Raw genomic sequence first — 21,071 nt, forward strand, 5'->3', positions numbered from 1 at the left:
ACCCCATCCATCGCCCTGCAAGCGCCTCTCACATATGGAACATCGAGCCGACGACATAGGCCAGCGCCGCCGCCACCCCGCCAATCGCCAGGGTCTCCAGCCCCGAGCGCCACCACGGCGACAGCGACCAGCGGCTTTTGAGCGCGCCAATGGCAAAGAACACCGCCGCCGTCATCCAGATCGACAGGGTAAAGGCCCCCTCCACCCCCAGTACGAAGGGCATCAAGGGCACCATGCCCGCCACCAGAAAGGCCGCAAAGGTGGCCAGCGCGGCGCGCATCGGGTGCGGATCGACCGTCGCCAACCCGTATTCCCCCTCCATCATCAGCGTGATCCAGTTTTCCCGGTCGCTGCAAATCTCGTCCGAGGCCTCCTCCAGCACCCGACCCGACAAGCCCTTGCGCGCCAGAATCTCGCGCACCTCTTGTCGCTCGCCCTCGGGAAAGCGGGCGATGTGGCGCTCCTCGACCTTGCGCAGCCGGTGCATGTCGTCCAGTTCAGCCTTGGTGCCGGAATAATTCCCCGCCGCCATGGAAAACCCATCGGCCAGCACGTTGGCCAAGCCCAGCGCCACGATGATAAGGGGCGACAGCCCAGCCCCCGCCACCCCCGCGACGATGGCGAAGGTGGTGACCGATCCGTCGATGGCGCCATAGACCACGTCGCGCAGCACCCCGCGCCCCGGCGGCGCGCCGATGCGGCGGGTGATCTCGTCCTTGCTGTGGCCATGTTCCCGCATGCTCGCTCCTCATTCCTCGCGCACAGGGCTCAGATTAGGCGCATGCCTGTGTCCCGCCTTTGCGCCAAATCAAGCCGACCCGTCACGCGAAAACACCCCGGTCAGCGCGCGGCGGACCAGCCCCCGCACCGACGGCCGGTGACGCGGCGAGAACGGCAGCGGGCGGCACACCTCCATCGCGGCCACGCCAACCCGCGCGCTCAGCGCACCATTGACCAGCCCCTCGCCGAATCGTCGCGACAGTTTGGCCAGAATGGACCCGCCCAGCACAGGCTCCAGCAGATCGTCGCCCACCGCCACCGCGCCCGTGGCCACCAGATGGGTGAACACCGCCCGGGTCAGACGCCAGCTTCCCAACAGGCCCGAGCGCCCGCCATAGATCTCGGCCACCCGCCGGATCATGCGCAGATTGAAGGTCAGCGCGGCAAACACATCGGCCAGCGCCAGTGGCACCAGCGCGGTCACCGCCGCCACTTGCCGCGCCGCCGCCTCGACCTCGCGCGCGGCAGCCTGATCAAGCGGGGCGAGCAACTCGTCCTCGACCAGCGCCAGCGCCGCCTCGGCATCAAATTGCTCCTCCACCCGGCCCTCAAGCCGCGCACGTCCCCAACGGGTCTCTTCCCGGCCCGCGTAGAAGGCGATCAGCCGCCCGGCAACGGCCCGCGCCGCCACCAGATCCGCCTCGGCCAGCGCTACATCGGCGGCCCGGCGCAGCCCATCGATCCGGCCCAACCGGCCAATCGCCGCCAGTTCGCGCACCGCCAACAGCGCCAACACCGCAAGCAAGGCCACGACCAGCGCGCTGACCACCCAGCCCAGCAGCGGCGCGCGCGCCAGCAACCCCATCACGAAATCCCAAGCCGCGACCGAGATCACCGCGCCCAGCACCGCGCCCGCCAGCCCCCAAGCCCAGCGCGCCAACCGCGAGGGCCGCCCCGCCGCCAGCCGCACCGCCCGTGCCATCGCGCCGCCCGCGCCCGCCGTATCCAACATTTCGGGGTCGACATCAGGCACCGGCGCGGCCCGCGCCACATCGGGGGTCGGCTCGCCGCTCTCCTCCAGATCGATCAGCACCGGGTGATTGGTCATCATGTTCCCTCTCTCTGCCAGAGCATGGTGATGTCCGGCAGGTTCTCGTCATTCTCCGCCCCGTCGCTGCGCGCGACCTCGACGAACCCGTTGCGGCGATAGAACCGCTGCGCGCCGCTGTTGTACTCCATCACCTTGAGCCAGAGCCGATCGCGCCCCTGTTTGGCCGCGTCGAGCAGGATCTGCCCCAGCCCCGCACCGCGCAGATCGGGCACGACATAGAGCGCACAAACCTCTGCGCCGTCACGCGCCAGAAACCCGACCACACGGCCCGCCTTCTCGGCCATGGTGACCCAGTCGTTCTCGATCATCTCGCCGCAATAGGCGATCGTCTCGGCCCCCGACCACATCCTCGGCGCCTTGTGCACTTCGACCTGAAAACTGTACAGGATATCCCCCATCGCACTGGCATCGAGCGGCCGGGCGGGACGCAGATGGACGCTCACAGCCGGTCCCCGATCAGGAACTGCGCGGCGCGATCCAGCCGAATATGCGGCGGCCCGTCCCCCGGCACGAGGCTGAGCCGTGGCGGCGCAAAGCGCATCACCCCATAGTCCGCATCCAGCCATGTCTCGGCCCCGGCATGAGCCGGCCCCAACAGGCGCGCCGGATCCTCGGGCAACTCACCGGGATAGAACGCCGCCTGCCGCCCATCCTCCAACAGCCGCCCGCGCACGCAAGACAGCTCGCGCCCCGCATGCTGGCGAACCTCTTCCGTGGTGGCGCGCAAGGACGCGATCGCCATCGCCGCCGTCTCGGCCCCGGCAAACTGCGCCCGATCGCGCGCCCCCCGGGTCAGCGCCGACATGATCGCGGTCAGGCGGGCGTGCTGGCTATGGTGCAGATGGTCCGCCTTGGTGGCGGCGAACAGAACCCGATCGACCCGTTTGCCGTGCCACAACTGGCTGAGAAACGCGTTTCGCCCCGGTCGGAACGCCGACAGGATATCGCTCATCGCCTTGGACAGATCCTCGACCGCGCGCGGCCCCTTGTGGATCGCGCCCAGCGCATCGACCAATACAACCTGCCGGTCGATGCGGGCAAAATGGTCACGGAAAAACGGCTTGATCACCTTGGACTTATAGGCGTCGAACCGGCGCTCCATCTCGCGATGCAGCGTGCCCCGCCGCGCAGATCCCTCTACCGGAACCGGCGCAAAGGTCAGCACCGGAGAGCCCTGCAGATCGCCCGGCAACACAAACCGCCCCGGCGGGATGCAATCATAGGCGCCGCTGTCACGCGCGCCGTGCAGATAGGCGGTGAAACGGCGCGCCAGATCCTGCGCCACCGCCTCGTCGTGGGGGGCGTCGGGATCGGCGGCGCGGGCGCGCTCGACAAACCCTTGGGCGTCAGCGCGATGCTCCAGCCGGTTCAGCGTGTCCTGCGCCCAGGACTGATAGCTTTTGTCCAGCAGCCCCAGATCCAACAGCCATTCGCCGGGATAGTCGACAATATCCAGATGCACCGTACGCGGCCCCTGCAACCCCGCCAGCAACCCCGACGGGCGGACCCGCAGCGACAGGCGCAGCTCGGAAATCATCCGCGTGCTGTCGGGCCAATGCGGCTCCGGTCCGCTCAGCGCGCCCAGATGCCTCTCGAAATCAAACCGCGGCACTGTCATGTCCGGCTGCGGTTGTAGGAACGCGGCCTCGATCCGCCCCTCCTGCTGCGCCACCAGACCGGGCATGCGCCCCCGGTCCAACAGGTTCGCCACCAGCGAGGTGATGAACACCGTCTTGCCCGCGCGCGACAGCCCGGTCACCCCCAGCCGGATCACCGGCTCGAACAGGGTTTCAGAAATTCGGTCGCCAACGGTTTCGACCCCGCGCACAATTCCGTCTGCCAGTGATGCGATGACCAATTCGGTCTCCTGCCGTTGCCTCGCCCTCAAGATAGGCGCGCGCGACCCCGAGGCCAAGCAGGTCTTGCCGATCCGCGCGGCGCGCGCTAACAGCCGGCCATGCCGCGTTATGCTTTGAAAATCGAATATCATGGAGCCCCCTTTGCCGGCTGGCAAAGGCAAAGGGACCAGCCCTCGGTCCAGAACGCGATCGAGACGGCATTGGCGCGGCTGGAACCGGGGCCGCATATCGTCAGCGCAGCCGGACGCACCGATGCGGGGGTGCATGCGCTGGGACAGGTGGCGCATTGCGATCTGACCAAGAACTGGGCGCCCTATCGCCTGGCCGAGGCGCTGAACTTTCACCTCAAGCCCGCGCCGGTGGCGATCGTTGCAGTGGCCCGGGTGGCCGACGACTGGCATGCGCGGTTCACGGCCACCGAGAGGCAATACCTGTTCCGCATCCTGATGCGCCGCGCCCCCGCCACCGTTGACCGAGGCCAGGTCTGGCAAGTCTCGCGACCGCTGGATGTCGCCGCGATGCAGGCGGGTGCAGACCTGTTGGTGGGGCGGCACGATTTCACCACCTTCCGCTCCACGGTCTGCCAGGCGGCAAGCCCGGTCAAAACGCTGGACTCGCTTCAGGTGGAACAGGTCGAGGGCAGCACCGGCCCCGAAATCCACTTTCACGTCCGCGCCCGCTCCTTCCTGCACAATCAGGTGCGCAGCTTTGTCGGCACGTTGGAACGCGTCGGCACCGGGTCGTGGTCGCCCGAAGATGTCCGCACCGCGCTGGAGGCCCGCAGCCGCGACGCCTGCGGCCCGGTCTGCCCGCCACAGGGGCTGTATCTGGCGCGCGTCGGCTACCCCGAAGACCCGTTCGCGCAAGCCTGAACCGGCGACGCCCCGACCTTCCTGGCCCCCGACCTTTTTCAGACCCCAATCTTTTTCTGGCTAGAAATACTCCGGGGTGCTCGAGGGGTTGGCCCCTCGATCCCCGGCCCGCCCCCCTCACCGACGCAAAAGGCTCCCCGAACCGATCACATCAATTCAAGCAGCCGCGCGGCGTTGGTCTTGATGATATCCTCGCGCAACTCGTCCTTGATCGCGATCTTCTCGAAATCGGCCAGCCAGCGCTCCGGCGTGAGCATCGGCCAGTCAGAGCCGAACAGCACTTTCTTGCGCAGGATCGAATTGCAGTATTTCACCAGAATCGGCGGGAAGTATTTCGGCGACCAGCCGGAAAGGTCAATATAGACATTGGGCTTGTGCTGGGCGACAGACAGCGCCTCTTCCTGCCACGGGAACGAGGGGTGGGCGAGGATGATCTTGAGATCGGGGAAATCCACCGCCACATCGTCGATCACCATCGGGTTGGAATATTTCAACCGCATCCCGTTGCCGCCCGGCATGCCGGAGCCAACCCCGGTCTGGCCGGTGTGAAACAGCGCGATGCCGCCCTCTTCCGCGATTGCCTCATACAGCGGATAGGCCATGCGGTCGTTGGGCCAGAACCCCTGCATGGTAGGATGGAACTTGAACCCCTTGATGCCGAAATCACGGATCAGGCGGCGCGCCTCGCGCACCCCCATCTTGCCCTTCCACGGATCGATCGAGGCGAAGGGGATCAGCACATCTGAATTCTCGGCGGCCAGTTCTGCCACCTCTTCGTTCTTGTAGCGCCGATAGCCGGTCTCGCGCTCGGCATCGACGGGAAAGATCACCGCCGCGATGTTCTGCGCGCGGTAATGCGCGGCGGTCTGCTGTACCGTGGGCGGATGGCTCCACGGGGCGCCGAAATAGCCGGCCATGGTGGATTGCAGGTCGTCATAGCCATCATCGGCATGGCAACCGCAGGGTTCCTCGGCATGGGTGTGGATGTCGATGGCGCGGATTTTTGACAGATCGATCATTCGGTGTCCTCTTCAGCTCAAACAGGAGTGGGCAGGGGCCGGGCGAAACACCGGCCCCCTCGGGCGCTCAAATCCGCGCCACGCAGGGATCTTGCGGCGCATAGAGCCGCTCCAACAGCTCCGCGCGGCGGCTCAGCACCTTGCGAAAGTTCAGGTTGCCCTTGGCCGTCATCTCGCCCTCGGGCATCGAGGGCGGTTCGGCCAGAACCATGGCGCGGGCGATGCGCGACGAACTGCCCGACATCGCGCGCGCGCGCTCGGCCAGACAGCGGTGGATCGCCGCCAACAGCTTAGGATCCTGCAACGCCCCTTCCTGTTCCGCAGTCTCGTATCCTGCGACCTCAAGCGCGGCCAGATCGGGAAAGATCATCACCCCGATTTCGTCCCGGTCGGCCCCGGTGATCACCAGATCGCTAGCCAGCGGCCCCAGACAGGCCAAGACCTCAAGTCGCAACTGCCCGGCCCGCACCCATGTGCCCGAGGTCAGCTTGAAATCCTCGGAAATGCGGCCCTCGAACCTCATGCCCATGTTGGCGTCGTCTGGTGCGACAAAGCTCATGGCGTCGCCGGTGATGAAGAAGCCCTCGTCGTCAAAGGCTTCTGCGGTCTTTTCCGGCGCGCGGAAATAACCCGGCATGATATTTGGGCCTTTGACCCGCACCTCGAACCGGGCGTCCTCCTCGGGCACCAGCTTGACCGTCACACCGGCCATCGGCACACCCACCACGCCAGAACGCTCGGTCGGTTCCTGCTGGATCATGGTCGCGGGCGCGGTTTCCGTCAGGCCCCAGGACGAAGTCATCAAAGGCACTTCGCCACGGGTCTCCATCGCCATCTGTTCAAACCCAGACCAGACCTCCTGAGGCAGCGAGGCGCCGGCGTAAAACAGCATGTCGAGATCCGACAACACCATCTTGCGCAGGTGATCGTCCTTGCGCATCGCCTCAAGCATCATCGAAAAGCCCACAGGCACGTTGAACAGCGCGGTCCCCGAAATCAGCCCCAGATTTTCAACCGTGCGGCCAAACAGCCCCTTCACCGGCTTGCCGTCGTCGATATACAGCGATCCACCATTGGCCAGCATCATGTTGAAGTTGTGCGAGCCGCCGAACACATGGTTCCACGGCAGCCAATCGACGATCCGCGGCGGGCGATCGCGCAGGAACGGCAACGACTCGGCCAGCATCGCCTGATTGGCGCACATCATCCGCTGCGTCGTCATCACCCCCTTGGGGCTGGAGGTGGAGCCCGAGGTCATCAGGATCTTGACCACCGACTCCGGCGTAACCGCAGCAAAGGCGGCCTCGACATCCACACCCCCCGCGCCCTTCAGCAGGTCAGAGAACGGCGTCGCGCCCGAACGGCCCGGGCGGGACGATACGATCTCGACCCCCTCGAAGACATCCAGCGCCAGCGCCTCGCCATAGGGACCGGCATCGACCGTATAAGCCAGCTTTGGCCCGATCAACTCCATCGCGTGGCGCAGGCGGCCATGGGCTCCGGGGATCAACGCATATTGTTCCGCCACCGGCACCACCGGGATCCCGGCATATTGCCCGGCCAGCGACAGAATGCCGTGGTCCGCCCCGTTGCCCGACAGGATCATGATCGGCGTCTGCGGCCCCAATCCACGGCCCAGCAGCGCGGCGGCCACGGCGCGAACCTTTTGCAACACCGTGCGATAGCTCAGCTCGCGCCAACCGGGACCGCTGCGTTCGGCCAGAAACACCCGCTCGGGCGCCGCCTCTGCCCACTGGTGCAACCAGTCGCCGGTGCGGTCGGCAACCGGCCCCAGCGCATCGCCCGAGCGTAGCAGGATGGTGCCGTCCGCCCGCTGTTCGCGCAAAACGTTATGCGGGCGATACCGCGATAGTGCTGTCATCGTCATGGTTCATCCTCCCCTCGAACCTCCCTCAGAGCCACGCCGGATCCGGCTCATCGCCCGGATCACGACCTGTTTCGTCTCCTCCTCCATCCCGTTCAGCATCCGCGCTTCATGACCGCGCACCGCCTCCAAGGCGCGTTCATACAGATGCCGCCCCGCCGGTGTCGGGTTCAGCGCATAGGCGCGCCGGTCACTCGGCACCCGGTCACGGCTGATCAGATCGCGACGCTCCAACTCGTCCACGATCACCACCAGATTGGCGCGCTCCACATCCAGCGCCGCGGCCAGCTGTGACTGGCGCAGGCCGGGATTGTCCACGATCAGCACCAGCGCCGAATAGGTCACCATGCGCAGCCCCAAGGGCTTTAGCGTCTGGTTCAGATCGGCCTGCACCACGTTGAAGGCGCGCTTCATGTGATAGCCGATAAAGCCGCACAGCGTGGCGTCCGAGACCTGCGGGCTCTCCTCCCCTTGCGCCACTGCGGCGATGTTCGGCGTGGGTTTCCCGGCCCCGCTGCGGCTCACTTGCCCGATCCAAAGCTGGGCGCACGTTTTTCAAGAAAGGCGGCCAGCCCTTCCACCGCATCCGGGCTGGTCTGGGTCAGCGCCGCGCACAGGCTTTCGGTAAACAGCCCCCCGGCCTTGTCCATATCCTCGATCCGGCTGAGTGCTTGGATCATCACATAGTTCGACAGCGGCGCATTGGCGGCAATCTTGGCAGCCAGATCCATCGCCATCGCCAAAGCCTCGCCCGCGCCGACCGCGTAATGCGCAAGGCCCAGCGCGACCCCCTCGTCGGCGCTGTATTTGCGCCCGGTCAGCATCATCTCGATCATGCGGTCGCCCCCCAGAATGCGCCCCACCCGGACAGAGGCGCCGCCGCCGACATAGATCCCGCGCCGCCCCTCGGGCAGTTGAAAGATGGTCGAGGGTTCCGCGATGCGCACATGGGTTGCGGTGGCCAGTTCCAGCCCGCCCCCGATCACCGCGCCCGCCAGCGCAGACACCACCGGCAGCCCGCCGTATTGGATGCGATCCATCACCGCGTGCCAGTTGCGCGAATGGCGCATGGTGCCCTCAGCATCGCGGGCGACATGTTCGCCAAGATCAAGCCCCGAGCAATAATGCCCGCCCGCCCCGGTCAGAACCGCCACCTTGGCCGCCTCGGGCGGGTGCGAGAAAAAGGCGTCGATCTCTTCCAGCAACTGGTCGCACATGGCGTTGCGTTTGTCTGGACGGTTCAGGGTCAACACGGCAATCGCGCCCTGAAGGTCGATCGAAAGCATGGGCTGGGTCATGGTATCCTCCCCGGTTGCGGCCCATCCGTGGACAGCAATGGTATATAACTGTTGTTCTTTATAACTAATAATTCGCAGAGTCGTAAAGCAAATTCACAACAAGGCGCCGCCCTCGAACAGAACGGGCCAAAAGAAAAGGCGGCCCAAGGTTTCCCCGGGCCGCCCTCTATCTGGTCTGAAACTGCTCAGAGGGTCTCGTTCGACACCGCCCCCAACGCGACCGGCGCATCGCCATCGCAGGCCCGCATCTGATGCGACGATGCAATGGCCACCGCCAAAATCCTGTTGCGCCTAGTCCGCCGGGCCGATCTTCAACGCGATCGGGTCCAGACCGTCGATACCGCCGGTGATCACATCGCCCGCCACAACCGGACCAACGCCCGCCGGCGTGCCGGTCATAATCAGATCGCCCGGCATCAGGTGATAATATTTCGACAGGTCGGCCACGACAGCGCCCACGCTGTGGATCAGCTCATGCAGATGCGCGTCCTGCTTGACCACGCCATTGACCTCCAGATGGATGCGCTGCGGGCCGATCTCGCCCAGGTCAGCCGCCTTGCTCAAAGGCGCGAACACGGCCGAGCCCTCGACATCCTTGCCCAGATCCCAAGGTCGCCGTTTGTCCTTCCCGACCTGCTGCAGATCACGCCGGGTCATGTCCAGCCCGCAGCCATAGCCATAGATCGCCGCCGCAGCCTGTTCGGCATTGGCGCGGAACACCGGGGCACCAATCACCAGAACCAGTTCCATCTCGTAATGGAAATTCTCGGTGCCCGGCGGATAGGGCAGCGTCTCGCCGCTCGCCAGTGCCGCCTGCGGCGATTTGGTGAAATAGAACGGCGCCTCGCGGTCTGGCTCTCCCCCCATCTCGATGGCATGGGCGGCATAGTTGCGCCCGACGCAAAAGATGCGCCCCACCGGGTACTGCGCCGCCTCGCCCTTGACCGGGACGGATTTCACCTTGGGCGGTTCAAACAGATATTGGGTCATGTCGCGCGTTCCTCGCAAAATTCATGTTGTTTCAGCAGCGGAGGATCCCAGACAGGATCAGGAACCCCCCCGCCCTTGTCCTTGCCCACGTCTCAGCCCAGCAGCACCGCTATCCGCCGCAGCGCCAGCTCATATCCCTGCACCCCGAACCCGGCAATAACCCCTTCGGCACGCAGCGACACATAGGAGTGATGGCGAAAGCTCTCACGCTTGTGCACGTTCGAGATATGCACCTCCAGCACCGGCCCCTCAAAGGCGTTCAGCGCATCCAGAATCGCAACCGAGGTATGGGTATAGGCCGCCGGATTGATGATGATCCCCGACGCCGCCTCGCGCGCACGGTGGATCATCTCGACAATCTCACCCTCGTGATTCGACTGATACAGCGCGGTCTCCAGCCCCAGCGCATCGCCCAACGTGGCACAGCTCTGCGCCACATCCTCCAGCGTATCGCGCCCGTAAATCTCGGGTTCCCGCTTGCCCAGCAGGTTCAGGTTGGGTCCGTTGAGGATATGGATCATCCGCGCCATGGCTGCGTCCTGTGATATGGGTCGGGGCAGACTAGGCAGGGCCGCACCAAGGCGCAACCACCCGCCTCACCCGATCAGCGCCCGCACCAGATCGCTGTCAGGCCGGGCCAGTTCCGCCACGACGGTAAAATGGTTGTGGCCCGGATCATAGTGGTCACGCACCCGCGCCCCGCCCTCACCCCAGATCTCGGCAATCATGCGGGTCTGGCGCAGGAACTCCGGACGCTCTGCCGCCCCGACCCAGAACAACGTGTCCAAATCCATGCGCGGAGCCAAAAGCGCAGCACTTTCTGCCGCCGCCTCGGCCTCGCTCAGCCGCAGAATATCGTTCATCTTGGAGCCCAACAGCGGACGCAGATCGTGCAGCCCGCTGAGCGAGACCACCCGCTCCAGCCGCGCCGCCACGTCCGCGCGCAACGGTGCATTCTCGCAGGCCATGCGCGACACCAGATGCCCACCGGCGGAATGGCCGATCAGGCGCACCGGCCCCGCCACCTCCTCCGCCGCTGCCGTGATCGCCTGCGCCATCTCGCCGGTCATCTGCGCCACCCGCCCCTCGGGCGCCAAGGTATAGCTCGGCATCGCCACCGCCCAGCCCTGCGCCAGCGGTCCGGCAGCCAGATGCGACCAGGCGCTCTTGTCGAACTTGTGCCAATAGCCGCCGTGAACAAATACGACGAGCCCGGCCGCAGCCCCCGCCGGGCGGAACAGATCGAACCGGTTGCGCACGCCAGAGCCATAGGGCAGATCCAGCTCGGCCCGCGCCGCGCTGCGCAGCACCGCCGCCTCCCCGGCCCAACGCGCCGCCATCGCCGCCGCCTCCGGCACATGGCCGGCATTGTCAAAGGCTTCGTCCCAATCAATCGGCCAAGCCGTCTGCGCCTTGATCACCCTACACCCTCACCCTGATTTTCCGCGCCACCCTAGGCGCGCAGCAATTCCCGAACAAGCGTAGCCGCGCCACTTTTTCTGGCCGGAAATACTCCGGGGAGCTTGAGGGGCTAGCCCCTCAATTCCCACTCACGTCCAACTCAACGCCGCGCATCGACCAGATGGGTCAACGCCGCACCGGTCTCGAAAAACGCCTGCCGCAGGCCAGTACATGGCTCCCCATATGCGTCCACCACGGGCACCGGCAGGCCACTGTCACCGCCGCTCAGAAGCGCCTGCGCCAGTTCGCGCCCGAACAAGGTGCCCGGCCCGATCCCGCGTCCGGAATAGCCGAACACGCTCAGCGCGCCGGGACCCAACCGCACCACCTTAGGCACATGATCCGAGGTCATGGCGATGCGCCCGCACCACTCGACCTCCAAGGGCTGCCCCGCCAGCGCCGGGAACAACCGCGCCAGCTTGCGCCGGGCCCATCCGCGATGCAGCGCCGCACCGGGGTGCCCCAGATCACCCATCGCCCCGATCACCATCCGCCCCGCAGCGTCCATCCGGAACGAGGACATGATCCGCCCGGTATCCCAGCCGCCCTCGCCCCCGGGCAGAATATCGCCCCGCAGCGCCTCAGGCAGCGGCGCGGTGGCAAGCTGAAAGAAATGCACGGCTGTAAAGGCCGGGGCCGGCATCCCGACGCCGCCCTGATGATAGGCATTGCTCGCCATCAGCAGCGCCCGCGCGCGGATCGTGCCGCCCGGCGTTTCCACCAGCCACCCGCCCTGCGCAGGACGCACCGTGCGCGCCGGGCTCTGCCCATGCAGATGCGCCCCCGCCGCGACCGCCGCCCGCGCCAACCCGCGCGCATAGGCCAGCGGCTGCAACGTGCCCGCGCGCGGATCGAACAGCGCCCCGTGAAAGGCCGCTGATCCCAGCCGGGCCCCTGCCTGCGCCGGCTGCAACAGCTCCACCGGCGCACCACTGGCCACAAGCTGCGCGTGGCGCCGCCGCAGATCGGCCATCCCGGAGCGGGAATGGGCGCAATGCAGCGTCCCGGCGCGCACCGGCTCGCAGGCGATGCCATGCTGCACGATCAGCGAGAACACCAGATCAGGCGCCCCGGCCAGCGCCGCAGTCAACCGATCCCCCGCCGCCTGCCCCATCTGGGCGCGGATATCGGCGGGTGGCAGCCACAGCCCGGCGTTGACCAGCCCCACATTGCGGCCCGATCCGCCGTGGCCGATCTCCTTGGCCTCGAGCAGCCGCACCTCGGCCCCCGCCTGCGCCGCATGCAGCGCCGCCGAGACGCCGGTAAACCCGCCGCCGATCACCACCAGATCCGCCTGCGCATCGCCCTGCAGCGGCGGCGCCTGCACCGCCTCGCCGCAGGTCTGCGCCCAAAGCCCCTGCTCCGCCGCGCTCATACCCCCCGCCCCGCAAGGTTCACCGCCGCAGCGACGATGTCCTCACGGCTGGGTAGCGGCGCGGCATAGGCCGGGCCGGTGGCGATGAAACTGTCCTGCGCCGTCAGCCGTGCCGCCGAAATGCCCTGTTCTGCAAACAGCGTCATCAGCGCCTCTGATACATTGCCCGACTTGCGGCATTCATCCACCACCAGCACCTGCGCGCATCCCGCCACCGCCGCCAGCAGCGCCGCCTCGGGCAGGGGCGCCAGCCAGCGCAGGTCGATCACCCGCACCGCCAGCCCCGCCGCCGCGATCTCCGGCAGCGCTTGGCGCGACAGGAAATGCCCGTTGCCATAGGTGACGATGGCCAGATCGGCCCCCTCACCATGCACGCCGACCTCGCCCAATGCGATCCGCGCATCCGGCGCCGGATAACGGCTCAGCCAGCCACCGTCCCCCGGCTCATGCAGATCCCGCATCGGATACAGCGCGATCGGCTCCAGAAACACCACCACGCGGTTTTCCTCCCGCGCCAGCCGCACGGATTCGCGCAACATCATCGCCGCCTCGGCCCCGGTGGAGGGGCAGGCAAGGATCAGCCCAGGAATATCGCGCAGCACCGCCAGCGAGTTGTCATTGTGGAAATGCCCGCCAAAACCTTTCTGATAGCCCAGCCCGGCGATGCGCAGCACCATCGGGTTGCTGAACTGCCCATTGGAGAAAAACGGCAGCGTCGCCGCCTCGCCGCGGATCTGGTCTTCGGCATTGTGCAGATAGGCCAGAAACTGGATCTCGGGCAGCGGCAGAAACCCATTATGGGCCATCCCGATCGACAGCCCCAGAATCGATTGCTCGTCCAGCAGCGTGTCGATCACCCGGTCCGACCCGAACCGCGTCTGCAACTTCTGCGTCACCCCATAGACCCCGCCCTTGCGGCCCACGTCTTCGCCCATCAGCACGACGTCGCCATGTTCCAGCATCAGATCGGCCAGCGCCCAGTTGATCAGGCGCGACAGGATCTGCGGCTCGTCCTGCGCCTTCAGATCGCTGCCGAACACCGCCGCGCGTGCCTGCGCCGAGGGCCCGTTGGTGGCCGCGCAAGCGCGCGACGGCGGGACAATGCTCGCCATCACCTCGGCGGCGGTTTGCAGATGCGGCCGCGTCACCGCCTCGCGCGCGCGCGCCTCGACCAGCGCACAGCTGTCTTCATAGATCGCCAAGGCCTGATCGGGCTGCAACGCCCCGGCCTGCGCCAGCAACCGCACCGAATGAAGCAGCGGATCATTGGCCTCATCCGCCTCGACCTCGGCCTTGCTCAGATAGGTTGTCGGCACATCCGCCCCGGCATGGCCATAAAGCCGCACGGTGCGCAGATGCAAAAACGCTGGCTTGCGACGGCGGCGCACATACTCGGCCGCCTCCCGCGCCACCGCATGGGCTTCATACAGATCCAGCCCATCCGCCTTGAAATACCGAATCCCGGGTCGATGACCCATCGACGCCTCGATCCAGCCCGTCGGCGTCTTGACCGAGATGCCGATGCCATTGTCCTCGCACACGAACAGCAGCGGCAGCGGCCCCCCCTGCACCGAGGTCCAGCCAGCGGTGTTGATCGCCCCCTGCGCAGTGGAGTGGTTGGCCGAGGCATCGCCAAAGGAACACATGGCGATGCCGTCCACGGCCAGCTCCCGATGCTCCGGCGGCCGCCGCCGCGCCAATCCCAGCGCATAGGCCGCCCCCACCGCCTTGGGCAGATGACTGGCAATGGTCGAGGTCTGCGGCGGGATCATCAACGCCTTGGAGCCCAACACCTTGTGCCGCCCGCCCGAGATCGGATCCTCAGACGAACAGGCAAAGGACAACAGCATGTCCCAGACCATATCCTGCCCCGGAACCTGATCCGCCCGCGCAAGCTGGAACGCCGCATCGCGGTAATGCAGGAACGCGATGTCATCTGGGCGCAGCGCATGCGCCACCGCCGCCATCCCCTCATGCCCGGAAGAGCCGATGGTATAAAATCCCTGACCGGCCCGCTGCATCGCCCGGCTGGTGCGGTCAAGCGCCCGGCTCAGGCATTGCGCCCGAAACAGCGACACCGCCGCCTCACCCGACAGCCCCGCCCGCGGGGACGGCCCCTCGGGGAAATCCTGTGCCGCCACGCGGGACAGGAAATTGCGATGAACGATCTCGGCGCGATCCATGCGGGCCCCTCTGCTTTTCCCATTCTTGCACCGGGCACATCAGCACAAGTTCAGCGGAGATAAAAGCGCAGAGAAAAGCACAGAGAAAGGCGGCGAAGTCGGGCAGCCGCCTGCGCGCCCCGCGAAACCGGCCGCCCCCCATGCTTCTTCTTGGCAAAAATACTCCCGCCGGAGGCTCCGGCAACAGCCAAGCCGGGCTCACACGTCGAGCGAACGCGCGATCAACTCCTTCATGATCTCGTTGGTGCCACCATAGATCATCTGCACCCGGCTGTCGGCATAGAGCCGCGCAATGGGGTATTCCATCATGTAGCCATAGCCACCGAACAGCTGCAGGCATTCATGCACCACCTCGTTCTGGGTCTGGCTGCCCCAGTATTTCGCCATCGATGCGGTGGCGGCGTCCAGCTCGCCGACCTCCAGCCTTGTGATGCAATCATTGACGAAACTGCGCAACAGTTCGGCCTTGGTCTTCATCTCGGCCAGCTTGAACCGGGTGTTCTGGAAATCCATCACGCGTTGGCCAAAGGCCTTGCGCTCCTGCACGTATTTCACCGTTTCGGCAATGGCGAAATCGATCACCCCCAAAGCAGTCAGTGCGATCAGCAACCGCTCCCACGGCAGTTGTTTCATCAGCTGATAAAACCCCTGCCCTTCCTCATTGCCCAGCAGGTTGGTCATCGGCACCTTGACGTCCTCAAAGAACAGCTCGGCGGTGTCGTTGGCCTTCATCCCCAGTTTTTTCAGGTTGCGCCCCCGACGGAACCCCTCGGCCCCCTCGGTTTCCAGCGCGATCAGCGACACCCCCTTGGCGCCCGCCCCCTTGGCGGTCTTGGCCACCACGATGATCAGATCGGCGGTATGCCCATTGGTGATAAAGGTCTTGGAGCCGTTCAGCCGATAGGAATTGCCATCCTTCTCCGCTGTTGTCCGCACCGCCTGCAGGTCGGACCCAGTGCCCGGCTCGGTCATGGCGATGGCCGCCACCATCTCGCCGGTGACCAGTTTCGGCAGCCAACGCGCCTTTTGCTCCTCGGTGGCGAAACTCACCAGATAGTGCATCACGATGGACTGGATCGAAAACCCCCAGCCGCTGTCGCCGCGCGCGCCCTGTTCATAAACGGCGATGGCATCAAAGCCGATCCCGCCACCCGAGCCGCCAAATTCCTCGGCGATCGCACCGCCCATGATCCCGGCCTCTCCGGCCTTGGTCCAAAAGGCGCGATCGACCAGACCCTGTTCGACCCAGCGATCAATATTGGGCACCAGTTCGGCGTCATAGAACCGGCCAACGCTGTCGGCGAACATGCCGTGTTCGTCCTGCGCCCAGCCAGACGTTTTGGTGATAAGGCTCATCAGCCGCTCCTCCCAGAATGCGATTTCAACCCCGATCCTAGGCGGTGGCCGAGCAAAGGCAATCCGCCCGCACCGCCCGCTACGCAACGTCCCGGAGAGTCTGCCGCCGCGTCAGTGTGGGCGCAGCGCCGCCTCGACCCCGGCGGCACAGAAGGTCACCAGATCCTCGGCCACTGCGGTCGCCTCCTGCTCCCCGGCCAGCGCAGCGATCCGCCAGCCAGAGGTCACATGCGCCAGCATCGCCGCGACGGAATAGACGAACCCGGTGGCGACAGCCCGGCGCGGCACACCGGGGTGCAGCGCCGCTATCTCGTCGATGAACCGCCCCATGGTCGGATCGAACCACTCTGCCGCCAGCCCCCGCCAGCGCGGATCGGCCGAAACATGGGCCACCAGCCGCGCATAGGCCAGCCATTGCGGCCCGCCCTCGCGCGCCATGCGGACATAGGGCTCAAGGAAACAGCAAACCACATCGCGCAGCGCCATCGGCCCCGCCGCCTTGCGCGTTGCCAAGGCCTCCAGCCGCAGCTGCGACAACTCTTGCGCGCGACGCGCCACGGTACGGTGAAACAGCTCTTCCTTGCCGCCACCGTGGTGATGCACCAACCCCGCCGGCACCCCTGCTTCTGCCGCGATGTCGCGAATCGTCGCACCATCGAAGCCGTGCTGGGAAAAGACCCGTTCCGCGGCGTCAAGAATGCGGGTCTTGGTCTGCAAGGATCGCTGCGAAGGCGCCCTTTTCCGTTGTTTTTCCACGCGAATTCTCCGGTGTGCAGAGGCATATTGCTTTATTTTGGTCACATGTTCAATATAACAACCAGCACGGGAGGAAACATGACAGGAACACGCGACAGGTTCGCCCTTATCGGGGCCGGGCCAATGGGGCTGGCTGCCGCCAAGGTACTGGCCGAACAGGGCATCCCGTTTCAGGGGTTCGAAGTGCATTCAGATGTCGGCGGGCTCTGGGACATCACCGGGCCGAAATCGACGATGTATGATTCCGCACATCTGATTTCATCCAAAACGATGACGGAATTCACCGATTTCCCGATGCGTGAGGGGGTGGCCGATTACCCCTCGCATCGCGAACTGAAGCAATATTTTCAGGACTTCGCGCGGGAATTCGACCTCTATCGCCGCTATTATTTCGGCGCCGAGGTGCGCGAGGTTACGCCGCTCGGCGGTCCCGGCGATGGCTGGCGCATCAGCTGGCACGATGACGAGGGGGCGCACAGCGATACCTTCGCGGGCGTGCTGATCGCCAATGGCACCCTGTCGGAACCCAACATGCCCGACTTCCCCGGCCAGTTCGACGGCGAGCTGATCCATTCCTCGGCCTATCACAGCGCCAGCCAGTTCGACGGCAAGCGGGTGCTGATCATCGGCGCCGGCAACTCGGGCTGCGACATCGCGGTGGATGCGATCCATCACGGGGAAAGCTGCGATCTGTCGATGCGGCGCGGCTATTACTTCGTGCCGAAATACGTCTTTGGCAAACCCGCCGACACCATGGGCGGGCTGATCAAGCTGCCGATGTGGCTCAAGCGGCGGATCGACGGGCTGATCCTGAAATGGTTCGTCGGCGATCCCCAACGCTATGGCTTTCCGAAACCCGACTACCAGCTTTATGAGAGTCACCCCGTGGTCAATTCGCTGGTGCTGCACCACGCCGGTCACGGAGATCTTTCGATCCGCCCCGACATTGCACGATTTGATGGCAAAACCGTACAGTTCAAAGACGGCAGCGCCCATGACTACGACATGATCGTCGCCGCCACCGGCTACAAGCTGCACTATCCCTTCATCGACAAGGCGCTGCTGAACTGGCAAGGCGACGCGCCGCATCTTTTCCTCAACACCATGCACCCCACCCGCGACGACCTGTTCGTGCTGGGCATGGTCGAGGCCTCGGGCCTTGGCTGGCAAGGACGCCATGAGCAGGCCGAGATGGTGGCTAGCTATCTTGCCGGGCTGCGCGACGGCAGTGCCGAGGCCCGCGCGCTGCAGGCGGAAAAGGCGGCCGGGTTCGACCGGGCGACCGGCGGCATGGCCTATCTCGATCTACCGCGCATGGCCTATTACGTGGACAAGGCCACCTATCGCAAGGCGGTCACCGGCTGGATCGCGCGGCTGCGCCGTGGTCAGGGGCAGGGACGGGGGCAGGGACGGGCGGCATGAGTGGCATCGACGAGATCACGCTGAATTTCAGCCCCGCTTCGCTGACGCTGTTGAACGCCATCCTTGCGGTGGTGATGTTCTCGATCGCCATCGACCTGAAGCCAGAGGATTTTCACCGCCTGCGCCGTGCGCCCAAGGCCTTGATCATAGGTCTGTTTTCGCAATTCATCGTGTTGCCGGTGCTGACCTTCCTGATGGTTCTGGCGATTCAGCCGCGCCCCTCGATCGCACTGGGGCTAATTCTGGTCGCGGCCTGCCCGGGCGGCAATATCTCCAACTTCATCACCCATCGCGCCGGCGGCAATACCGCCCTCTCGGTGTCGATGACCGCAGTCGCCACCGTGGGCGCGATCCTGCTGACGCCGGTCAACATCGCGCTTTGGGGCGGGCTTTACGGCCCTACCCGCGACATCCTGCGCGAAATCGCGATCGACCCGGTTCAGGTGGCGCTCACCGTCGGCCTGATGCTGGTGCTGCCGCTGGTGCTGGGGGTGCAGTTGAACATGCGCCACCCGGCGCTCGCGGCCCGGTTGCACCGCCCGCTTCAGGCCCTGTCGATGGCAATTTTCATCGCCTTTATCGTGCTGGCGCTGGCGGCGAACTGGGCGTTCTTCCTTGGCTATGCCGGGGCGGTTGTGGGTCTTGTGGTCCTGCACAACGCGCTGGCATTGGCGGGCGGCTGGAGCGTGGCCACATTGGCCCGCCTGTCCCCCTATGATCGTCGCGCCGTGACCTTTGAGACCGGGATTCAGAATTCCGGTCTGGGTCTGGTGCTGATCTTTGCCTTTTTCGGCGGCTTGGGCGGCATGGCGGTGGTGGCCGCGCTCTGGGGGATCTGGCACGCGATCTCGGGCATCGTGCTGGCCGCGCTGATGGCGCGCAGCGAGGCAGCGCGATGACCCGAATCCTGATCACCGGTGCCGGCGGCATGGTGGGCCGCACCCTGCTGTCCGAACTGGCGGGCACTGCGCATGAGATCATCGCAACCGATCTGAGCGCCCCGGCAGAGCTGCCGGAAAATGCACGCTTCACCCGCATGGATGTCACCGGCGATGATCCGGCGCAGGTGATCGGTGCTGAGCGGCCCGAGGTCATTCTTCACCTCGCCTCCATCGTCACCCCGCCCCCCGGCGCCGGGCGCGCACTCGCCTATCAGGTGGATGTGGAAGGCACGCGCAAGGTGCTTGCCGCCGCAGTAGCGGCTGGCACGCGGCGGTTGGTGGTCACCTCTTCCGGAGCCGCCTATGGCTATCACGCCGACGCCCCCGCCTGGCTGCGCGAAAGCGATCCGCTGCGCGGCAACCCGGAGTTCCCCTATTCCGATCACAAGCGACAGGTCGAAGAGATGCTGGCAAAGGCCCGCCGCGACCAGCCGCAGTTGGAACAGGTGGTGCTGCGCGTCGGCACGGTGCTGGGGACCGGCACCGACAACCAGATCACCGCGCTGTTTCGCAAACCCCGGCTGCTGGCCATCGCCGGCTGCGACAGCCCCTTTGTCTTTATCTGGACACCGGATCTGGCCCGCATCCTGCTGCGCGCCGCCACCGACGGGCCGCCGGGGATCTACAACGTGGCGGGTGACGGCGCGTTGAGCATATCCGACATCGCCCGTCGCCTTGGCAAGCCGGTGCTGCGCCTGCCCGCCTGGAGCCTGAAGGTGGCGCTGACCATCGCCCATCCGCTGCGGCTTTCGCGCTATGGCCCGGAACAGGTGCGGTTCCTGCAATATCGCCCCGTGCTGGCCAATGACGCGCTAAAACAAGACTTCGGCTATATCCCGGAAAAGACCAGCGCCGAGACCTTCGAGGTCTGGAAGTCATGGGCCGGGCTATGAGATACGCGGTGATCTCGGGCGGGGCCGGCGGGCTGGGCCGCGCATTGGCGGCGCAATTGCAGGCCGAAGGCTGGGCCGTCGCCCTGCTCGACCTCACGACCGAGGGGCTGGAGCAGACTCCGCAACAGCTTCCCCTCGCCTGCGACCTGACCGAGCCCGTCAGCCTGTCGGCGGCCATGACGCGGGTGATCGACTGGAGCGGCGGCGCGGTCGATCTTGCAATCTACAACGCCGGGGTGACCCAGATCGGCGGGTTCGCCGAAAGCGATGCCGACAGCCATCGGCGGGTGTTCGAGATCAACTATTTCGCCGCCGTCGCAATGGCCCGCGCCCTGCTGACCCCGGTGCGCGCGGCGCGGGGCACGCATCTGGCTATCTCCTCGGTCGCCGGGTTTTCGCCGCTGTATCATCGCACCGCTTATGCCGCCTCGAAACATGCGCTCAACGGGTTCTTCAGCTCGCTGAGGTCCGAAGAGCGGGTCCACGGCGTTCATGTCGCCATCGCGGCCCCGTCGTTCGTCGCAACCAATATCGGCAACGAGCAGCGCCGCGCTGATGGCATTGCGCGGCCCGGATCAGCCACAGACGGCATGGATTACATGACCCCGGACCGGGCCGCCGTGGACATCCTGCACGGGCTTGAACGGCGCCGCGACTTCATCCCCGTGGGCCGGGTCGCGCGGCTCGCGTGGTGGATCAACCGGCTATCGCCGCGCCTGTTCCAGCGGCTGATGGAGCGCAACATCGGCGGCACCTGATGCCCCGCCGCCGGTGGACATGAGTATTTGCAACAAGAAGAAGCGGGGACGGCCTTCTTCTTGGCCAAAATACTCCCGCCGGAGGCCTCGTGGCGGGCGCAGACCGCCGCGATCGCCGCCCTCAAGGCCGGGCTTTCCGATCGCCATAGGGGCCGCTAAGGTCGCGGCGAAC

At 65.9% G+C, this 21,071-nt stretch carries 20 protein-coding genes; 5 read left to right on the forward strand and 15 right to left on the reverse strand.

Annotation, left to right across the window (positions count from 1 at the left end):
• Positions 1–28 precede the first annotated feature (28 nt).
• The 4 genes from E1B25_RS06680 to E1B25_RS06695 all read right to left on the reverse strand — a co-directional run bounded on the left by E1B25_RS06680 (position 29) and on the right by E1B25_RS06695 (position 3,689).
• Positions 29–739, reverse strand: a complete 711-nt coding sequence (locus E1B25_RS06680) for a VIT1/CCC1 transporter family protein (RefSeq protein ID WP_132827987.1) — start codon at positions 737–739, stop codon at positions 29–31.
• Positions 740–808: 69 nt separating this feature from the next.
• On the reverse strand, positions 809–1,828 hold the full coding sequence (locus E1B25_RS06685) for a YcjF family protein (RefSeq protein ID WP_132827988.1): 1,020 nt from the start codon (positions 1,826–1,828) through the stop codon (positions 809–811).
• Positions 1,828–2,274, reverse strand: coding sequence for a GNAT family N-acetyltransferase (locus tag E1B25_RS06690; protein ID WP_132827989.1), 447 nt, complete (start codon positions 2,272–2,274; stop codon positions 1,828–1,830). Before E1B25_RS06690 ends, E1B25_RS06685 begins: the two co-directional genes overlap by 1 nt.
• Positions 2,271–3,689 carry a YcjX family GTP-binding protein gene (locus E1B25_RS06695; protein WP_132827990.1) on the reverse strand — a complete coding sequence of 473 codons (1,419 nt, stop codon included), beginning with the start codon at positions 3,687–3,689 and terminating at the stop codon, positions 2,271–2,273. Before E1B25_RS06695 ends, E1B25_RS06690 begins: the two co-directional genes overlap by 4 nt.
• A 99-nt stretch (positions 3,690–3,788) precedes the next feature.
• On the opposite strand from E1B25_RS06695, the gene truA reads away from it, so the two are divergent.
• Positions 3,789–4,562, forward strand: coding sequence for a tRNA pseudouridine(38-40) synthase TruA (gene truA, locus E1B25_RS06700; protein ID WP_132827991.1), 774 nt, complete (start codon positions 3,789–3,791; stop codon positions 4,560–4,562).
• A 146-nt stretch (positions 4,563–4,708) separates the two neighbouring features.
• On the opposite strand, the gene E1B25_RS06705 is transcribed toward truA, so the two are convergent.
• The 11 genes from E1B25_RS06705 to E1B25_RS06755 all read right to left on the reverse strand — a co-directional run bounded on the left by E1B25_RS06705 (position 4,709) and on the right by E1B25_RS06755 (position 16,846).
• Entirely contained in the window at positions 4,709–5,581 is an 873-nt protein-coding gene (locus E1B25_RS06705) for an amidohydrolase family protein (RefSeq protein ID WP_132827992.1), read from the reverse strand.
• 67 nt (positions 5,582–5,648) lie between these two features.
• Positions 5,649–7,469: a feruloyl-CoA synthase gene (locus E1B25_RS06710; RefSeq protein ID WP_342635586.1), complete on the reverse strand. Its 1,821-nt coding sequence runs from the start codon at positions 7,467–7,469 to the stop codon at positions 5,649–5,651.
• 3 nt (positions 7,470–7,472) lie between these two features.
• Positions 7,473–7,991 carry a MarR family winged helix-turn-helix transcriptional regulator gene (locus tag E1B25_RS06715; protein ID WP_245510630.1) on the reverse strand — a complete coding sequence of 173 codons (519 nt, stop codon included), beginning with the start codon at positions 7,989–7,991 and terminating at the stop codon, positions 7,473–7,475.
• The gene (locus tag E1B25_RS06720) at positions 7,988–8,764 is read right to left on the reverse strand and encodes a crotonase/enoyl-CoA hydratase family protein (RefSeq protein ID WP_132827993.1); all 777 of its coding nucleotides are present in this window, start codon (positions 8,762–8,764) and stop codon (positions 7,988–7,990) included. Before E1B25_RS06720 ends, E1B25_RS06715 begins: the two co-directional genes overlap by 4 nt.
• Before the next feature lie 291 nt (positions 8,765–9,055).
• Complete coding sequence (locus tag E1B25_RS06725; protein WP_132827994.1) at positions 9,056–9,754, reverse strand: fumarylacetoacetate hydrolase family protein; 699 nt, start codon at positions 9,752–9,754, stop codon at positions 9,056–9,058.
• A gap of 92 nt (positions 9,755–9,846) precedes the next feature.
• On the reverse strand, positions 9,847–10,284 hold the full coding sequence (gene aroQ / locus E1B25_RS06730; protein ID WP_132827995.1) for a type II 3-dehydroquinate dehydratase: 438 nt from the start codon (positions 10,282–10,284) through the stop codon (positions 9,847–9,849).
• A 66-nt stretch (positions 10,285–10,350) separates the two neighbouring features.
• Positions 10,351–11,175: an alpha/beta hydrolase gene (locus E1B25_RS06735; RefSeq protein ID WP_245510631.1), complete on the reverse strand. Its 825-nt coding sequence runs from the start codon at positions 11,173–11,175 to the stop codon at positions 10,351–10,353.
• Positions 11,176–11,315: 140 nt separating this feature from the next.
• Complete coding sequence (locus E1B25_RS06740) at positions 11,316–12,590, reverse strand: NAD(P)/FAD-dependent oxidoreductase (protein WP_132827996.1); 1,275 nt, start codon at positions 12,588–12,590, stop codon at positions 11,316–11,318.
• The gene (locus E1B25_RS06745) at positions 12,587–14,773 is read right to left on the reverse strand and encodes a dehydrogenase E1 component subunit alpha/beta (protein WP_132827997.1); all 2,187 of its coding nucleotides are present in this window, start codon (positions 14,771–14,773) and stop codon (positions 12,587–12,589) included. Before E1B25_RS06745 ends, E1B25_RS06740 begins: the two co-directional genes overlap by 4 nt.
• Before the next feature lie 198 nt (positions 14,774–14,971).
• Entirely contained in the window at positions 14,972–16,129 is a 1,158-nt protein-coding gene (locus E1B25_RS06750; protein WP_132827998.1) for an acyl-CoA dehydrogenase family protein, read from the reverse strand.
• 111 nt (positions 16,130–16,240) lie between these two features.
• On the reverse strand, positions 16,241–16,846 hold the full coding sequence (locus E1B25_RS06755) for a TetR/AcrR family transcriptional regulator (protein WP_245510632.1): 606 nt from the start codon (positions 16,844–16,846) through the stop codon (positions 16,241–16,243).
• Between the two features lie 117 nt (positions 16,847–16,963).
• Between E1B25_RS06755 and E1B25_RS06760 the strand changes: the two genes are divergently transcribed.
• From E1B25_RS06760 to E1B25_RS06775, 4 genes are read left to right on the forward strand one after another with little or no spacing between them, the layout of a single operon-like run.
• A complete protein-coding gene (locus E1B25_RS06760) occupies positions 16,964–18,307 on the forward strand; it encodes a flavin-containing monooxygenase (protein ID WP_132828000.1) in 1,344 nt (447 codons plus the stop codon).
• Positions 18,304–19,206 (forward strand): bile acid:sodium symporter family protein, encoded by a 903-nt coding sequence (locus tag E1B25_RS06765; protein WP_132828001.1) that lies wholly within the window; start codon positions 18,304–18,306, stop codon positions 19,204–19,206. The genes E1B25_RS06760 and E1B25_RS06765 overlap by 4 nt, the downstream gene beginning before the upstream one ends.
• Positions 19,203–20,141, forward strand: coding sequence for an SDR family oxidoreductase (locus E1B25_RS06770; RefSeq protein WP_132828002.1), 939 nt, complete (start codon positions 19,203–19,205; stop codon positions 20,139–20,141). The genes E1B25_RS06765 and E1B25_RS06770 overlap by 4 nt, the downstream gene beginning before the upstream one ends.
• Positions 20,138–20,899: an SDR family NAD(P)-dependent oxidoreductase gene (locus E1B25_RS06775; RefSeq protein ID WP_132828003.1), complete on the forward strand. Its 762-nt coding sequence runs from the start codon at positions 20,138–20,140 to the stop codon at positions 20,897–20,899. Before E1B25_RS06770 ends, E1B25_RS06775 begins: the two co-directional genes overlap by 4 nt.
• Positions 20,900–21,071 lie beyond the last annotated feature (172 nt).

Source organism: Antarcticimicrobium sediminis, from assembly GCF_004348975.1.
Taxonomy (GTDB): domain Bacteria; phylum Pseudomonadota; class Alphaproteobacteria; order Rhodobacterales; family Rhodobacteraceae; genus Antarcticimicrobium; species Antarcticimicrobium sediminis.

Bases quoted from the DNA above. Each gene is read 5' to 3' on its own strand.
- E1B25_RS06705 (WP_132827992.1), bottom strand. From the start codon at position 5,581: ATGATCGATCTGTCAAAAATCCGCGCCATCGACATCCACACCCATGCC.
- aroQ (WP_132827995.1), bottom strand. From the start codon at position 10,284: ATGGCGCGGATGATCCATATCCTCAACGGACCCAACCTGAACCTGCTG.
- E1B25_RS06745 (WP_132827997.1), bottom strand. From the start codon at position 14,773: ATGGATCGCGCCGAGATCGTTCATCGCAATTTCCTGTCCCGCGTGGCG.
- E1B25_RS06725 (WP_132827994.1), bottom strand. From the start codon at position 9,754: ATGACCCAATATCTGTTTGAACCGCCCAAGGTGAAATCCGTCCCGGTC.
- E1B25_RS06680 (WP_132827987.1), bottom strand. From the start codon at position 739: ATGCGGGAACATGGCCACAGCAAGGACGAGATCACCCGCCGCATCGGC.
- E1B25_RS06710 (WP_342635586.1), bottom strand. From the start codon at position 7,469: ATGACGATGACAGCACTATCGCGGTATCGCCCGCATAACGTTTTGCGC.
- E1B25_RS06685 (WP_132827988.1), bottom strand. From the start codon at position 1,828: ATGACCAATCACCCGGTGCTGATCGATCTGGAGGAGAGCGGCGAGCCG.
- E1B25_RS06770 (WP_132828002.1), top strand. From the start codon at position 19,203: ATGACCCGAATCCTGATCACCGGTGCCGGCGGCATGGTGGGCCGCACC.
- E1B25_RS06720 (WP_132827993.1), bottom strand. From the start codon at position 8,764: ATGACCCAGCCCATGCTTTCGATCGACCTTCAGGGCGCGATTGCCGTG.
- E1B25_RS06765 (WP_132828001.1), top strand. From the start codon at position 18,304: ATGAGTGGCATCGACGAGATCACGCTGAATTTCAGCCCCGCTTCGCTG.
- E1B25_RS06775 (WP_132828003.1), top strand. From the start codon at position 20,138: ATGAGATACGCGGTGATCTCGGGCGGGGCCGGCGGGCTGGGCCGCGCA.
- E1B25_RS06760 (WP_132828000.1), top strand. From the start codon at position 16,964: ATGACAGGAACACGCGACAGGTTCGCCCTTATCGGGGCCGGGCCAATG.
- truA (WP_132827991.1), top strand. From the start codon at position 3,789: ATGCCGCGTTATGCTTTGAAAATCGAATATCATGGAGCCCCCTTTGCC.
- E1B25_RS06740 (WP_132827996.1), bottom strand. From the start codon at position 12,590: ATGAGCGCGGCGGAGCAGGGGCTTTGGGCGCAGACCTGCGGCGAGGCG.
- E1B25_RS06750 (WP_132827998.1), bottom strand. From the start codon at position 16,129: ATGAGCCTTATCACCAAAACGTCTGGCTGGGCGCAGGACGAACACGGC.